This window comes from Actinomycetota bacterium, from assembly GCA_018334075.1.
Lineage (GTDB): Bacteria > Actinomycetota > Coriobacteriia > Anaerosomatales > UBA912 > JAGXSC01.
This window is the reverse complement of record JAGXSC010000034.1, coordinates 1-15,329: the sequence shown is the minus strand read 5'-3', so window position 1 is coordinate 15,329 and position 15,329 is coordinate 1. Positions and strand designations below refer to the sequence as shown.

Here is a 15,329-nt window from a genome sequence, read left to right as displayed (position 1 = left end):
CTGCCGAAAAATGCGTCGCGGGCCCGAGAGCATTCCCGGGCCCGCGCGAAAACTAACCCAGCGAAACCAGCTTACGGCCAAACCGCGAAGCCATTGTTGGTAACGGTGTCATGCCGATCATCGCATCCGATAGCGGCGCAGTGGAAGTCTTGCCACCCTGTCGGAGTGTACGAGCGCGCGGCGATCTCGGTGACCATCAGCGACTGATAGGCTGGCGGATCGGTCACGTACCCGATGAGCCTCGGGCGTTTCCAGGCATGTGGGGTTCGGACATGGCAGTTGACGCACCTGCCGCCAACCGCGCCCTTGTGGTCACTTCTGCCATGGACATCAGAATTGGCAGTTCCGCTGAATAGGGCTGTAACGTTATGGCACCTGGCACAAATCGGCAATCCCGCGCCGGAGATGTTCGACTGAATCAAATTTCCTGTTGTAATAAACGCGCTCGTGTAAGGCGCGGGAAAAGCCGGATGCATACGGATGCGCATCGCCGCGCCATGTGGACCCGCGGCTCCACTAAAGCTCCCATGGCAATCGTTGCAGCGAACTGTCATTGTAGTGGTTTCGCTGCGAACAGGATCCCAGTTGGAAAGCATATTAGCCACTGATGGCGTAGGCCACGTTGCAGACACTCCATCGATGGCAAGTGTGAAGCTTGTCCTCATTCCCGGCATCGAGTCGAAGACCCTGTGGCCCGACCAGGTATCGTTGAACTGTACGCCGCCTACAACCGCGGCGGTGGCGGGTGAGGCCTGCGGCAAGCCGCTCCAACCCATCCGCTGAGCGTGAATCGTCGTGGTGGTTCCACCACTTCTACGCACCACGGTTCTGTGGCAGTCGGTGCAAAGCGCCGTTCCTCGAGCCCGCGCGATCGTCGCGCTGGTGTCAGCGGCGGTCACAACCGTGGGTGTCGGAGTGTTCGAGGCCCTGCGGTGACACATCGAGCACGGTGTCGCAGCAAATGACTGGAGCCCGTCTCGGACGCCTAGCTGGGGATTGGGAGTGGCGAGCTGGTGGGCCCTATGGATATCGTCATCGTGACAGCCAGAGCACCACACAGGCTGAAATCCAGTGCCCGGCAGCACCGTTGAAGTCGTGAAAGCGGTACGGTGTATCGGCGCAAGATTGTGCGCGTCGAGGTTCACGCCCGGATGACATCCCGCGGACTGGCAGCCCAAGGCAGCTGGATGTTGTGTGGCGTTGTGACAAACAGTGCAGCCGAAATTAGGAAGCGCGCTGTGCAAGCTCGCGACGTCCGTGACATCGTGACACTCAAGGCCATTGGGATTATTCATGCAGCTGACAGCGGCCCTGGTGGTGACAACAGATGTCCCTGGCCTGTTCACGCCACGAATGAATATGTCATCAATGAAGACCTGCTCGGTGGCACTGGTATTGAAATTGGCCCGGAACCGGATGATGGTATTCGCTGAAGGCGTCAACTCTCCGGAGCGGAAGTTGGTCCATCCGTAGTTGCCCCGGATCTCCTCGAGCACGAACCAGTTGGTACCACCATTTGGTGAGTGCTCAATCAGGAAGCGGTCCTGGTCGGGGTTGGTTGAAGTCCAACTGGTTGCCTGGGTAGCGAGTCCGCTCGTCCTGTACCACACGCTGAAAGAGGCCCGCTCGTTGAAGCCGCTGAGATCTAGGGTTCTTTGGAAACTGCGATATGTTGTACTCCGGACCGTTGTGCCACCGACGATCCTTGCCGCCGAGCCGGTGCGTCCCGCGCCGGAGACGACCGTTACATTTGTCGTGTCGGAGCGGATCCACGTACCAGGCCAGGTGGTCCCGGTACCCCAAGTCTCGTTGACTGACACAGTCGGATCCAGCCTGAACCCGACAGTGCCCGTGACCAGTACTGAACTCGCATCATGCTTCACGGCCCAATTATCGTGTAGCGGACCGCCGCTGAGATTGTGGCAGACCGATCCTTGCGCACCACAGGAACGCGGCTGTGGCGTGCCGGTAGTCCACGTGGAGGTTGTCCAACGCCCGGTAAACCTGTCAACGTCGATCTCGTGACAAGCCACGCATCTATCGGCATGAGTACCAGGAACGGTCGTGAACGATCCCGCAACGGTAGTCTTGGCGTGCTCCGCACTCAAATCGGTGTTGTGACAGACTGTGCATCGCACGTTCCAGTTGGGAATGGCGTTTCCGAACCTGTCTCTGATAACCGTTCCCTGAGCACTGCCATACGCTGTGACAGTTGTGGTCGCTGCTCCAGCATGCGCTGTGGCAGCGTGCGCCGCGGCCGGGTAGTGATCCACAGTGTATGTGGTGTAGTTCCTGAGCCCTATCCGAGACGTGTCCAGGGGATTGTTGTTGTGACAATCCACGCAATTGGAGGTATTGAACCTGCCCATATTGCCGGCCATACCGGCTCCCGCATTGTGGCAATCGGCGCAGGCATGTACCAGTCCTCCGCCATACCCGGCCGACCAACGGATCTCGTCGATACGCACCGGATGAATTGTAGCCGTCGTTTGCCTTGCGCCATCAGTCAGATTTTCATGGCACCGCAAGCAGGCGCTCGTGGTGTTGTGTACGGTCATGTCATGCGTGAAGCCCTGATGGCAACCGGCGGTGGCACAACCTCCGATACTGGCGGCGGCAAGCGATGTGTCAGCCGTAGCGTGACATACATTACAACTGGTTACTCCAGGCTGACCCGTCTTGACCGCATTCGCGTGAAGAGTCGCGATGTTGTCGGCGTTCGTATGACATCCCGCAGCAGAGCACCCTAGTGCCGTCGCAGAGGCCGACATATTATGATCTGCGGCTGTAAGTGAATTGTGCAAAGCTCCGTGGCAATCGCTGCACCTGCGCTGGGGCCAATTGTTGGCTACAACAGTGGCTGAACCCAATGTGGTATCGACATGGCATCCGATACAACCCACGTTCCCGCTTGTCAGCGTGAAAGCGTGCTCTGCTCTCAGCCCCGAGGCGTGGCACGCACTGCACCGCCTGCCGGCTGTACCTACCGTAGCCGTCGCATTCATGGCGGTCGCGGTATGAGTGGTTTCGCTGTAGTGATTCGGATCTATCGGGGAGTACAAACGGCCCAACACCGTATTGGTGTGGCACGAGGTGCACCGCCCTGTAAATGCGCCGGTCAGATAGCGGGTATTGTTTGCGGTAAGAGTGTTATTGGCATGACAGCCGGCGCATGTCAAACGATGCGCCTCAAGATTCACATAGCTTGCATGGCAGGCCACGCAATCTGCGTTCGCCGGGAACCTTGCGGGAACCGCCGAGTGGGCCACTGGCATGTTGTGAGGTGTAGCGTGACATGTCGAGCACGTGCGAATCGTGGGAACCGCGAGATTCGTTGTGTGACAACTGGTGCAGCTCGCGTTTCCAGGCAGGGACGGAGCATGCATGAGATCGGCAAATCTCACATCGCCGAGAAGCGGGCTCACGCCGCCATGGCAGAAGATTCCAGCACCGCTTCCGCAGCTCGCAACGTTGATTGCCGGCACCGAGTAGTTGTGTGCCGCCGCATAGGTCGCTGGCAGATGCGGAGCACCCGCCCTGCCGCCTGCGACCGGATGGCAGGCTACGCAAGTGTTGCTCGTAGGCGGCGAGTCCGCCCAACCGGCCGGGTAATAAGGCGCAGTATGACACGAAGCGCAGGTTACAGCAGCATTTCCAGCACCACGACTGCTTGGCTTGTCGTGTTCGTCAACCACATCGAGTGCGTGACATGTCGAACAGGCAAAACCTCCCGTTCTTGGCACTCCGGTATCCGCCCCGCTAGCAACGTGTACCCCAGGCGGCATCGGGTGGGTATCCATATTGATTACGCCGCTGGCCACGTGACATCCCGCATCCATGCAGTTAGTCGTCGTGGGGAAGCGAGTAGCACTATGGCAGGTCGTGCATCCAGTAGACCAGTGATTGACTCTCAAGGCGGCGTCCATGGTACGGGTACCAACGGAGCCGGAATTCCGCGCTAGGATATTTCCTGCCGAGTCATCATGAATAATCGCCAAGTCTGAGCCATGGCAAGCGCGACACTCCGCGGTAGCCTGATCCGTAGCGAGGTGGCTGGCAGCCGCGTTCACGTGCGGTAGGTGATTATTGGTGACGTCATGGCAGTTGCTCCAGAAGCATGTGCCATCGTAATTGGTAACCGTGTAGCCGGCGAAGACGGTATGGCAAGCTGCACAGTCTGTCGCAGCCGAAACCGAGCTGGGACGCCTGTGCTCGGTAACCATGTTCAGGTTGTGGCAAGCGGTACAAGGATAATTAGGTGCCGGCCCCGGATAGATACCGACAGTTTGAGAGGCTACGTGATCGAAAGTGCCATGGGCACCAAGATCGTCATGGCAGCTAATGCAGGTCGGAGAAGCTAGTGCCGGGAAGGTCTGATAGACCCTGTAAGCGTCGATGACCACAAACGAGGCTCTCGCACTGGGATGCCGCGTACCCAGGACGCGCACCTGTATCGTATTCTGCCCCGCGGGAAGATTGCTAGCACTAAACACTACCTGCTGTATCTGTGTTGTCGGCGCGTAGAGATCGATGATGCCGCGAGAAGTACCGTTGATAAACACTTCAGCACGACCCCTGAAGGGATCCCTGTCGGAGATCAACTCGATTCTTTGTCCGGTAAACGTGATCGAATGAGCTGAGCCCAGGGTATTGCTGAAGTGGAACCTGAGTCCGGTCCTCATGCTATTGGACTGCCAACGCCATGTGCCTGTCGTGGTGACCACGTTGGATGCGGTCGGATTCTCCGGATTTCCGCCGACTATGTGTGAGTAGTCCTCGCGCAAAATCGGCGCGGAGTTACGCATGGCGGTGATCGAGTGACAGCCGGAAGAAGCGCACATATTCGTTTCAGTGGTGACGCTTCTAATCGTCTGGTCGGTTCCGATGACGCCTCGAGCTACCTCGCCCGTCCATGCGGGGTTGAGCGTCAGTGAGGTAGTGGCGCTATGGTTAGCGTGTGTAGCAGCTACTCCGCCAGTGTGGCATGAATCGCACGACGCGGTCGCATGACAGCTCGCGCAAGCGCTGATTCTCGTGTTTACGCTGCCGGACCACCTGGAGTTAGCGTGTATTTCGTGAAGCACCGATGCGGGCGCATTTATTGAGTTCGGAGACGCAAAAGATGCCTGGGCCGCAACGTCAAAGTGCAGCGGAACCGCCTCCACCCAGGTGTTACCTGGCATCCAAGTGCCATTGGCCGCCCGAGACCCCCACGACTGATGACAGGCGGCACCACAAACAGAGCCCGCTGCATGATAGGGGTGAGTGCCAACCAATCCGGGGATGTGGCACGAACGGCAAGCCGTGTTGCGGTCGACCTGCGGAGCCTCAAACTGAGTGTGACATACCATACAGCCTTCGTTGGCGGGGTTGTTGGCTATTTGGGCGAGAGCCTCAGCGTTGGGCCAGATAAATACTGCGGCAAGGATCAGGACAGGGGCCACGGCCTGCAACCACTTTAGTCGCTTATTCATCTGTACTGCTCCCCGCTTCTCTCATCCGACTCCGTTCGTCCGCCCCTTAGACGAAATGATAGAGCCAATAGACCCGCCTCGTCTTGTCTTAATATTCATTATGCAATATATCAAAAACAGCTGCTCTCCAAAAGTTGAGTTTTCTATCGGCACATATTGAAGATTGAGCGGTATGTAAATCTGATAAACGGCACTATAACGGTCTAAGCGGTGAGAGCGCCCTGTGCAAGAGAGGCGGCCAAATCGATCCTGGCGCGCTTTACTCCCACATAAAACGCGAATATGCCTCTAAATGACGATCGATCGACGCCGCTGACGAATAGCGATCCAGCGTACGCAAACGGGCAAGTTCACCCATCTTGCGGGCTTTGTCCGGCGCAGCAAGCAGCTCGCCGATCGCCGAGGCAAGCGCCCTGGGATCGCCTGCGGGAACCAGCCGTATCTCCACGCCGTCGGTGAAAAGCTCCTCTATGCCATCTACCCGCGATGCCACTATCGCACGCCCGAGTGCGGCCGCCTCTATCAGCGCGGTAGGAACTCCTCGGCCAGTCGATGGAAAAACCGCTACCTCGAGTCGACTTAGCACCGCCGGGACGCTGGTAACGTGCCCCAGAAAGCGAACGCTTGAGGAAAATGCGTCCTCTCGGAGTCTTTTGAGCAATGGGCCGTCTCCGGCGACAACCACTTCGACGGCGGCGCCGCTGGCATTCATGATCGCCGAGGCGGCAACGAGGTGTTCAAGCCCTCTGCTCGGCTCGATTCTGCCTCCATAGCCAACAAGCGGACCGGTAGGACGGAAATTAGGCTGCCAAGGGTGCTCGGCCTGCTGCTGAAGTTCGGCAAGGTCAATGCTGGGATGATCCACCAGGATACAATCGCCAGGCACTCCGAGAGATACCAAAGGGGTGACGAGAGACTCGCTGTCGACGACGAACAGATCCGCGCGATTTATGGTGATCTTGTCCAGATAACGGCGCAGCGCTTTGATCACAGGATTGGCGCTCTTGCGTGGCCAGGCGATGCAGGCAAGCGAGTTGACCGCCGAGGTCTTGAGGCCAGAAGCCGCAATGCGCGAAACGAGGTCGGCGGCCAGACCGGTTGAGTGCACCACTACCGGCTGGTAGCGCTTGAGGTATTTGCGAACTCGCGAAAGCGTGCGAAAGAAGTTGAGCCCACTCAGGCGATAGGGCGCGACCTCCACGCCAAGCTCCTTCGCCTGGGCGGCGATCGGATGCCCGGGGATACAGATAAGGTGAACACTCGCGCCGCGGACAAGCAGTGCCTCCATGACACGAAGCAGGCGGCGCTCGACCCGACCGGTCGTCGGAGTGGTGCGTCCGGTTATAAACACAAATGTGGAAGAGGAAAAATCGCGCGCCATCAAGAGGCATCCTTAGCTCGCGTCATCATATCCAGCGCATCCTCGTAAACATCGACGATCTGCCTGCCGACGACATCAGGAGAAAAGCGCTTGCATGCATACTCATTTAACCGCATAGGGTCAAACCGTGTGTAATTGTCGAGCATCCACTCCAATCCTTCGGCCAGAGCCTGGAAATCATCCAGCTCGACCAGCAGGCCGGTCTCCGCCGTGATGAACTCCGAGGGGCCGCCGCACCGCGTGGAGACCACAGGGCGTCCACACATCAGCGCCTCGGCCCCAGCCATGGAAAACGTCTCGCAAGAACTGCTGACCACCGCAAAAGCAGAGTCGGCGAGTAGATCATAAACCTCATCCAAAGATTTGCGCCCTGTAAACTCAACAATTCCGTTCAACCCCAAGGCTCCTGACATCGCCTCCAGCTCATCGCGCAACTCCCCATCGCCAACAAGGCGCAACCTGAAATCGGCACGCCTGGTGCTCAAGAGCGCGCACGCCCGCAGAAGGCCCGCTATGTTCTTCGCCGGCCCCATTACCGAGACGTGAGTAATGACATGCGGCTTCCGTGTCACCTGCGGATACGCTTTCACCGGGCGAACAGCGTTGGGAACGACAACGGGATCTTTAGCCAGCCCCAGCTCGACCAGCCGCTCGCCGAGAAATCGACTGACTGCAATTGTGGAAACTGCGCCTGCAGCCAACGGCACAAGCACGTGCCTGACGAACAGGGGATACTTGGTCAGTTTACGGTTGGTGCCGACTAGATACTCCTCGGAATGCTCGGTCACCACGTAAGGGATTTTGTGACGCCGGTTTATCGCCTGCGCAATGATTCCCGCCGGCCACAGCGCTTGGACATGAATGATGTCCGGAGTTCCATGCGCTTCACGCAAAAGCTCGAAAGCCTCAAGACCGACTTTAGGGTAGTGGAAGAGCTTACGGTAGACGTCGACTACCATCGCCGCGATGCGGACGACCTTACCATGCCCTCTCCTAGTTGCTGCGATCTGTGCACGGACCACCGGGACGCCATCCTCAACGCTGATCCGTGGCTTTGCCGTGAATGGTGTCTCTTTGACATGCAAAACCGCGACGTCAACGTAATCTTGCAAAGCCAAAACTTGTTCTTTTATAAAAGTTCCGGCCGTGGGCTGATCCTCATCGGGGTACCAGCTAGGTATAATCAGCGAGAACCGTCGCATGGTACTCCCCTCTTTTTGTTGACTACTTACATGATCCACTTTGCGTCTCGGCAGAGTGCAAAGCATTGTGGAGGGCTACGGATATAGTACCATCAGAGCATAAGACAGCCGCCAGGAAAAGCAACCGGCCTGCGCTGGAAAAGCGGGTCAGCGAGTGAGGATAGATGAGCCTGACACAAAGAGTGAAAGACGCCCTGCCCCATGAGCTGAAGCGTCTTATACGAGAGCGCCGTCATGGTGATGACAATAGTATCTTTGGGGCCCTGCTTTCGATGGATCAAAACATCGAAACCGTGTTCGACATAGGCGCCAACGTCGGAAATCTGTCTCTGGCATTTTTGAGGTGGTTCCCCCGGGCGACGGTCTACGGCTTCGAGCCAGGCTCGCAGATGTTTTCCCGCTTGTGCGCGAACATTGAATCTGTTGGGTTCGCCGATAGGTTTCGCGGACATCAGATCGGATTTTTCGACAAGAGCATGGAGGGTGGTCTTCATCTGGCGTCGCTCGACGGCGCAAGCTCCATGCTAGAGATTGGCGCCTTGTACCATGAAGCTAATCCTCACATTGAGACAGTGGCTACCGAGAAGATCTCGCTGGTCCGTTTGGACGACTTCGTTCGCGAGCATGGGATCAAAAAGATAGATCTTGTTAAGATCGATGTGGAAGGCGTCGAAAACGAGGTGCTGCTAGGCGGCGCCCAAACCTTTCGTGAGATCGTGGACGCTGTAATATTGGAGATATCGTTCACACGGCACGAACGCGAAGAGGGAAACTACATCAAGCTGTTCTCCACGATGCACTCTCTCGGGTTTGCCCCAAGTCGGATCTTCGACATCGAGCAGTCCGGTCCGAATCCGCACTGGAATTTATGTCAGATCGACTGCCTGTTTCGTAAGTTCTAAAAAACACTGGCCGAAAAACCACTCAGCGTTTCCGCGACCGCAGAAAGCGCTTGACTTCAGGGGGAAGTGTTTTACGCGCCAGCGCGACAAGATGGGGCCTGACACGGCCGAAAAGCGCATGCTCGACTGAGAGTACCGCGAGCCAGAACAAAGCCTTCATGCCCCCATATCGCCTAAGATGGGCAAGCGTGCTGACGTGAAGGCCAGGATAAAAATCTCGATGACTTAGAAATCCTCGCCCCTGCTGTCTGACCCACTCCCAGGCAAATCTTTTTGCCTGTGCTTTCGGTAAAAGCGGCATCATCTGAGGCATCCCGCTATACGCCAGGGAATAGTCCCCGGGCTCCTCGGCTTGTAAAGCGCTTTCGACGAACACCTCCCTACTCGGAAGCATTCGATACCGTAAACGGCCTTGCCGCTGTAGTGTCGCCAGGAGCACACAAAGGTGCGGAAAGCTGGTGTTATGGTAGAAAAACGCGTTTCGCGCCTGTGGCGCGAACACTGACATCTTATAGATCACATTAGATATGAGACCGGTCTCATTCGCGCCATCCCACGCCGACTTCCACTCATGAGCGAAAACCGCAGGTTCGGCAACCTTGGTACTGAACACGATGGCGTCGACTTGCTCCCCGAGTCCAAACTGAGCGATAAAACTCAGCGCATTCGGCCCCAATCTGTCGTCATCGCCGAGAATCCAAAGATATTCGTCAGTATCAGCGAACACGAACCCCAGGGCGATGTTCGCATTACTTCCAAGGTTGGAGGGATTTCGTCTGATTTCGACATTGAACCGCTCGGCATAGGCGACAAGATCGTCATCGGAAAGCAAGGATGAAGCGTTGTCGCTGACAAGAACGCGAAGCCTCCCCGGCCAACTGGCACGCTGGAAGGCTAATGCCTCAAGCTGCCTTTTGAGGGCATCCGGCCGATTATAGGTCGGGATATATATGAGCAGATCCAAGCCGGCTCTTGAGTCCTGCGTGACTGGGTCATCCACGCGTCAACCGCCTCCTGACCGCCTGTAGCGCAGATTCGGCTATCGACTTATAGAGTTGAATATCTTGGCGCGTCGGAACGAGCATCTCACGAGGAGTCACGCTCGCGGCCCTCGGCATTAGCCACAAGTAGCCAACAAGGGCGAAGCTATATGAAATCGTCGAAGCCAGTGCCGCTCCGGCTGCCCCCATGGTCGGAATCATCACGATGTAGAGAACAGCGCTGAGTGCCATCATGATGAACAATAAAGCCGAGGTCACGCCCGGTCTGCCGAGTTGGCCGGAGAAAAACTGGCCATATGGTTGAGACATAGAGAAGATTACGATTCCAGGAACAAGCAGCCCAAGATAGTAGATCGCGTCAGCGAAATCGGGCCCGTAGACCAGCGGGATAAACCCGATGGAAATCAGCAGAAGCGCGATGCCGGCAAACCCATTCACCACAAGCAAAGAGCGGCCCGTGAGTGTCGAGATGCGAGCCGAATCCGATTGGCTGGAGCCGGTGATCCGCCGGTACACCGCGGTGGAAATAGGGTTGCTGAGCATCCAGAGCTTCTCGGCAAGACTGGTCGCCACACTGTACACGCCGACGACAGATGCTCCCGCGAAGTAATTCAGGAAAAATACATCGCCCCTCAAGAAGAACATCGATGACGCCTGTCCCACATAGGACTTGGCGGCATATGGCAGAGCTGTCCGTGTGACCCGCAAAAGCCGCAACGGGGAAAAAGTTAGTCCCGAGCGATGCGTGATAAGGGCAATAGCGGCATTGATCAAGGCGCTTGCGCTCATAGCGACAACCACAGCAGAAGCGTTTCTCGGCACAAGGAGGCTTGCCACGATCACTCCGGCAAGGAGCACCGTCGCTGCGGCTACCTGCAGGCCGGCAATTTCGACAGCTCGGCCTTCTCCGGCCAACAACGCGCCGATAAACGCCCCTAGATAATAGGCGGGCAGCGCGAAAAGCACCACGGCAAAATCAACTGAAGACATTCCCTTCAACACAGAGCCAAGAAGAAGGTCTCTTGCGGCCCACGCTCCTAAGCCGACAACCACCCCCAGCACAAGAGACCATGCGAGAGCGGCGGAGATCAATTCACGCCGAGAGTACCTATCCTTGCCGGACAGAAATGCAAGCGCTGACCCCAGTCCGAATGAAGCGGCCCCTACCCCGAACGAGGAGACGGCCGACACCAGGGCCAGGATTCCCTTGCCTTCCGGACCCAGCAAGCGCGCGGTAATAATTGTCGACGCCAGGCCGACAAAGAGGATATACAATTGTCCACCGATACCAACTATCGATTTTTTTGCTATGCCCATATACCTACCACATCAGTCCGCTGAATAAGACAAGGCTAACATGACAACACGTTACGACAACTTGGTAGTCTACGATATCGCTTTTCCGCAGTTCCTGGATAATCGCATCCTCGACTACGACTTGATGAAAGAGTATCCGGGCGCTGGGGCGATCTCATCTCTTGCCTCACGTCTGGCGGACTTGAACGTCGAGATGATCACTGCCGACCGGTACCTGCAAAAAACACCAGACGCAAAACGAGTCGTCGTTCTCAGCAACGAGCAAACCCGATTCACGCCAAAGCTGCTGGACGGCCATGGCCTTCGGGGATCTGTTTGCCTTAGCGGCGAATCACCGATAGTTGCATGGCGGTTTTACTCAAATCTGCCTGAAACGGCAAAAAGATACGATAACCTTCTGCTCTTTCCGGGCGCCCGCCCAATGACAGCCGGCAGGTCATGCTTCCATGATTTCTTCTGGCCCTGCCCGGATCTTCTTCCCCTACAAGGAGCTCCGTGGGAACAGAGACGCCAGCTTTTAGCTTTGGTAAGCAGCAACAAAAGAGCTTTCGGCTGGCCGAGGCCACTTTTCGAGCTCCGGAGTCCAAAGGTCTCGCTCGGCAGATGGTACCGCACACTAGAAGCCCGAAGCGCCCGGAGGAAACATCACTGGATGGCACACGATCTGTACCTCAAGCGGATTTCGGCTATTCGCTATTTCGGAACCACGGACGGACTCGATCTGTATGGCCGCGACTGGCACGAGCCTGTCTCTGGAGCCGATGCCACGACCCGGCACGCCATTGCGCAATCTTACCGTGGGCCGATAGCTTCTGGCGGCAAGCTGGAAACTTTGACCGGCTACAAATTCGCTTTGTGCTTCGAAAACACGATCTTTCCCGGGTACATCACCGAGAAACTGTTCGACTGCCTGCTTGCCGGAACCATCCCGATCTACCTTGGCGCGCCAGACATCGATACTTACGTGCCGAAAGATGTCTTTATCGATTTCCGCGACTTCAAAAACTACTCCTCCCTCGATGACTTTCTTCGAAACATGCCTGCCGAGGACGCGCATAAAAAAATCGAGGCTGCGAGGAACTTTCTCGGCTCAAAACAGGCCCAGCGCTTCACGGAACACGCCCAGGCAGATCTCCTGACCGACCTGCTGCTCGACTCGCTGTCAAAGGTGCGCTGAAATGTCCCGTCTGACAATCGTCATACCAACGTATAACCGCCCCGGCTTCCTCCATGACTGCCTTGAGAGCATCTCCGCCCAAACCTTCCACGATTTCAGCGTGGTGGTACTCGACAACGCCAGCACTGAGGATTACGGCCCGACACTCAAAAAATTTGAGACGCTGAGAATCGAATACCACCGAAACACTTTGAACATCGGAGCGATAAGAAACATCGAAAAAGCCAGAGAGATCGGCTCCAGGTCCATCTATCACATGATTTTTCACGATGACGACCTGATGCATCCCGAGATGCTCAAATGTCAAATAGACGCGCTCGACAGGATGCCGAATCTGCAGTGGGTGGCCACGGAGTGCGTTCCCTTCGCCTCGGAGTTCATACCCGATCTCGGCGGGGCATCCGTCCGCGAAGAGGATCTAGCAGTGTATGAGACTCCCGCGCAGCTGGTGAGGGACATACTGGCAAACGTCTCCCTTAATTCCGGTTCAGTGATGTTTCGTAGCCTAGATCGCACGCCGCCCATCAGATACGACGAGTTCGAGATCGTGGCCGACAGGGTCTTTCTGGCGGATCTGGCAGTATCAGGACCGGTGGGTTTTATTCGCAAACCGCTGGTCCTGTATCGGCATCACGAAGGCCAGGACTCCCACAACCCCATCTTCAGGGAGCACCATGCGCTTTCCCTGATGAAATATTACCGCGACGCTCTTCCGTCTCCACTGTCCGCCGAGGACCAGTCGCTTCTTATCGACCACGCCACAAACTACCTGTTGCACGCGCGCTCGGTCGTACATCCATCAAACCGCATGCCTCTCCATTCATTTATCGAACAGGCGCGGCGAGAAGAACTTTTCCGTTGGAGGGCAATCGATGGACAGGGTATTGCGGCTATAGCAAAGCTGGTTGGTGTCGGCTCCGGTTACGCAGCCATCAGGCCAATATTGGGCCGAGCCAAGCGATGGCTTATCCGCCCATAAGTCCGCTTCAGAAAACCTGGTTTGGCGGAGGATCCATCACGAAAACCGGATTCCCAAAGGTGACTTTGGGACGAACGCACGTCATTGAGTCCACCATGACCTCGAGCAGCTTTGGTTCTTCCGCGTCCTCGGCTAGCCAGGCAGTGGCGTCCTGCATATCACTGCCCTCGGCGATGCGTCTGGCTTCGAGACCGTAAGCGTTTGCCACCTTCACAAAGTCGGGTGCGCCATATCCCCACATGGTCGACTGATAGCGGGAGTCAAAGAGCTCGTCCTGCATCTGGCGTACCATGCCGAGGCACGCGTTGTTCAACACCACTATCTTGACGGGCAGCTTCAATCTGCGGACAGTCTCAAGCTCCTGGATGTTCAGTTGCACTCCTCCGTCACCGGCGATGACATACACGGGGCTTTCGGGGCAGGCCATCGCGACACCGATAGCAGCCGGAAGCGCAAAACCCATCGCCCCCATCCCGCCGGAGGTCAGGAAGCGTTGCCCTTGGCCGAGACGAATCGATTGTGCCGCCCACATCTGATTTTGCCCTACATCGGCGATGATCGCGGATGCTCCGACTGTAACCGCAGACAGATGATGCATGAAAGCCGATGGATTTATGCCCGCTGTATCTGATAACTCCCCTACATCAGGCAGATCGACACGCAATCCAGCGATTCTTGCACTCCACTCGCTCATATCGTGGTCGCGAAGATCGGGGGCGTATTGCAGAGCCTCGGCCAGAAAGGCGGCTATATCTGCTCGGACTCCGATGTCAGGCTTCAGGCGCCACTCAATCTGGCTCGAATCGACATCGACCTTGATGATCGTCTTTCCTCGGCGAAAGGCATCCACATCGGCCCCTGTCTGCCGAACATCGAAGCGGGCGCCCAGAGCCAAAAGGCAGTCGCACTCCCCTAAAGCCAGATTGGCCCACCGGTTTCCATAGGTGCCGATCATTCCGACTCGCAACGGGTGTGAGTGCGGAAGAACGTCGAGCCCCATTAGTGTGCTGGCCACGGGAATGTTCGTGGCTTCGGCGAATTTTTCGAGCAGTGCTGCCGCTCTCGCGACACGCACTCCACCACCAGCGAGAATAAGCGGTCGTTTCGCGGATGCCAAAGCCTCAATCACGCCGGACAGATCGGAAGGCACTAGTGGATCGCGAAGGCGAACGTGCGGCATACCCTCGGCTGATGTGGCGAGAGTCTGGCGCTGAATATTCATCGGGATGTCGATGAGAACCGGGCCTGGCCGGCCTTCCTGCGCTACGGCGAACGCTTCTACCATGATCCGCGGAATCTCCTCGGCGGACCGAACCTGGACAGCGAGTTTTGTGATCGGAGCGACGATCGACACGATATCTGTCTCCTGAAAGCCTGCTTGCCTGACTCCCGAATCCCCCCGAAGCTCATCGATGTTCACCTGTCCCGTGATGAACACAGCCGGAACCGAGTCATAGTAGCAGCTTCCGATTCCCGTAAGAAGGTTGGTCGCACCTGGGCCGCTGGTGGCCATCGCGACTCCCGGAACGCCAGTCATACGGGCTACCGCCTCCGCAGCGAAGGCTGCGGCCTGTTCGTGATGCATGCTTACAAGCTCGATCTCACCGCGCTCACCGATAGCATCCAGCAGAAACGTAATCATGCCGCCAGTCATCTCAAAAACAACTTTCACGCCGTTTTCAGCCAGAAAGGCAGCAATGTAGTCGCTGACCTTCACTTTTTTCTCCCGCAAGCGTGAATGAGCGTATCGGCCATATAAGAAAGCATCTCATCGCTCATGCCAGGATATACCCCGATCCAAAAAGAGTCTCGCATGATGCGATCTGTGTGTTTCAGGTCCCCAATGACCCTGTAGCCTTCGGCGCGTTTGCGCATATCGTCAAAGACAGGCTGCCG

Annotated in this window: 10 protein-coding genes; 3 read left to right on the top strand and 7 right to left on the bottom strand. The window is 56.9% G+C overall.

What is annotated here, in order from left to right; genetic code table 11:
* Positions 1–71: 71 nt before the first annotated feature.
* From KGZ89_04455 to KGZ89_04445, 3 genes are all read right to left on the bottom strand, one after another.
* Positions 72–5,474, bottom strand: a complete 5,403-nt coding sequence (locus KGZ89_04455) for a hypothetical protein (protein MBS3974100.1) — start codon at positions 5,472–5,474, stop codon at positions 72–74.
* 259 nt (positions 5,475–5,733) lie between these two features.
* The gene (locus tag KGZ89_04450; protein MBS3974099.1) at positions 5,734–6,855 is read right to left on the bottom strand and encodes a glycosyltransferase; all 1,122 of its coding nucleotides are present in this window, start codon (positions 6,853–6,855) and stop codon (positions 5,734–5,736) included.
* Positions 6,855–8,057: a glycosyltransferase gene (locus tag KGZ89_04445; protein ID MBS3974098.1), complete on the bottom strand. Its 1,203-nt coding sequence runs from the start codon at positions 8,055–8,057 to the stop codon at positions 6,855–6,857. The genes KGZ89_04450 and KGZ89_04445 overlap by 1 nt, the downstream gene beginning before the upstream one ends.
* Before the next feature lie 164 nt (positions 8,058–8,221).
* Between KGZ89_04445 and KGZ89_04440 the strand changes: the two genes are divergently transcribed.
* A complete protein-coding gene (locus tag KGZ89_04440; GenBank protein ID MBS3974097.1) occupies positions 8,222–8,959 on the top strand; it encodes an FkbM family methyltransferase in 738 nt (245 codons plus the stop codon).
* 22 nt (positions 8,960–8,981) lie between these two features.
* On the opposite strand, the gene KGZ89_04435 is transcribed toward KGZ89_04440, so the two are convergent.
* Positions 8,982–9,959, bottom strand: coding sequence for a glycosyltransferase family 2 protein (locus tag KGZ89_04435; GenBank protein ID MBS3974096.1), 978 nt, complete (start codon positions 9,957–9,959; stop codon positions 8,982–8,984).
* A complete protein-coding gene (locus KGZ89_04430) occupies positions 9,952–11,277 on the bottom strand; it encodes a polysaccharide biosynthesis C-terminal domain-containing protein (GenBank protein MBS3974095.1) in 1,326 nt (441 codons plus the stop codon). The genes KGZ89_04435 and KGZ89_04430 overlap by 8 nt, the downstream gene beginning before the upstream one ends.
* Positions 11,278–11,317: 40 nt before the next feature.
* On the opposite strand from KGZ89_04430, the gene KGZ89_04425 reads away from it, so the two are divergent.
* Entirely contained in the window at positions 11,318–12,454 is a 1,137-nt protein-coding gene (locus KGZ89_04425) for a hypothetical protein (GenBank protein MBS3974094.1), read from the top strand.
* 1 nt (position 12,455) lies between these two features.
* On the top strand, positions 12,456–13,433 hold the full coding sequence (locus KGZ89_04420) for a glycosyltransferase (GenBank protein ID MBS3974093.1): 978 nt from the start codon (positions 12,456–12,458) through the stop codon (positions 13,431–13,433).
* Positions 13,434–13,440: 7 nt separating this feature from the next.
* Here KGZ89_04420 and KGZ89_04415 read toward each other — a convergent pair whose 3' ends face one another.
* Positions 13,441–15,150, bottom strand: coding sequence for a thiamine pyrophosphate-binding protein (locus KGZ89_04415; GenBank protein MBS3974092.1), 1,710 nt, complete (start codon positions 15,148–15,150; stop codon positions 13,441–13,443).
* Positions 15,147–15,329: lipopolysaccharide biosynthesis protein RfbH (locus KGZ89_04410; protein MBS3974091.1), on the bottom strand; the 183-nt coding region annotated here is incomplete at its 5' end. The genes KGZ89_04410 and KGZ89_04415, both read right to left, overlap by 4 nt.

Excerpts from the sequence above, each read along its gene's own strand:
- KGZ89_04455 (MBS3974100.1), bottom strand. The coding sequence starts at position 5,474 with ATGAATAAGCGACTAAAGTGGTTGCAGGCCGTGGCCCCTGTCCTGATC.
- KGZ89_04440 (MBS3974097.1), top strand. The coding sequence starts at position 8,222 with ATGAGCCTGACACAAAGAGTGAAAGACGCCCTGCCCCATGAGCTGAAG.
- KGZ89_04450 (MBS3974099.1), bottom strand. The coding sequence starts at position 6,855 with ATGGCGCGCGATTTTTCCTCTTCCACATTTGTGTTTATAACCGGACGC.
- KGZ89_04420 (MBS3974093.1), top strand. The coding sequence starts at position 12,456 with ATGTCCCGTCTGACAATCGTCATACCAACGTATAACCGCCCCGGCTTC.
- KGZ89_04430 (MBS3974095.1), bottom strand. The coding sequence starts at position 11,277 with ATGGGCATAGCAAAAAAATCGATAGTTGGTATCGGTGGACAATTGTAT.
- KGZ89_04425 (MBS3974094.1), top strand. The coding sequence starts at position 11,318 with ATGACAACACGTTACGACAACTTGGTAGTCTACGATATCGCTTTTCCG.
- KGZ89_04445 (MBS3974098.1), bottom strand. The coding sequence starts at position 8,057 with ATGCGACGGTTCTCGCTGATTATACCTAGCTGGTACCCCGATGAGGAT.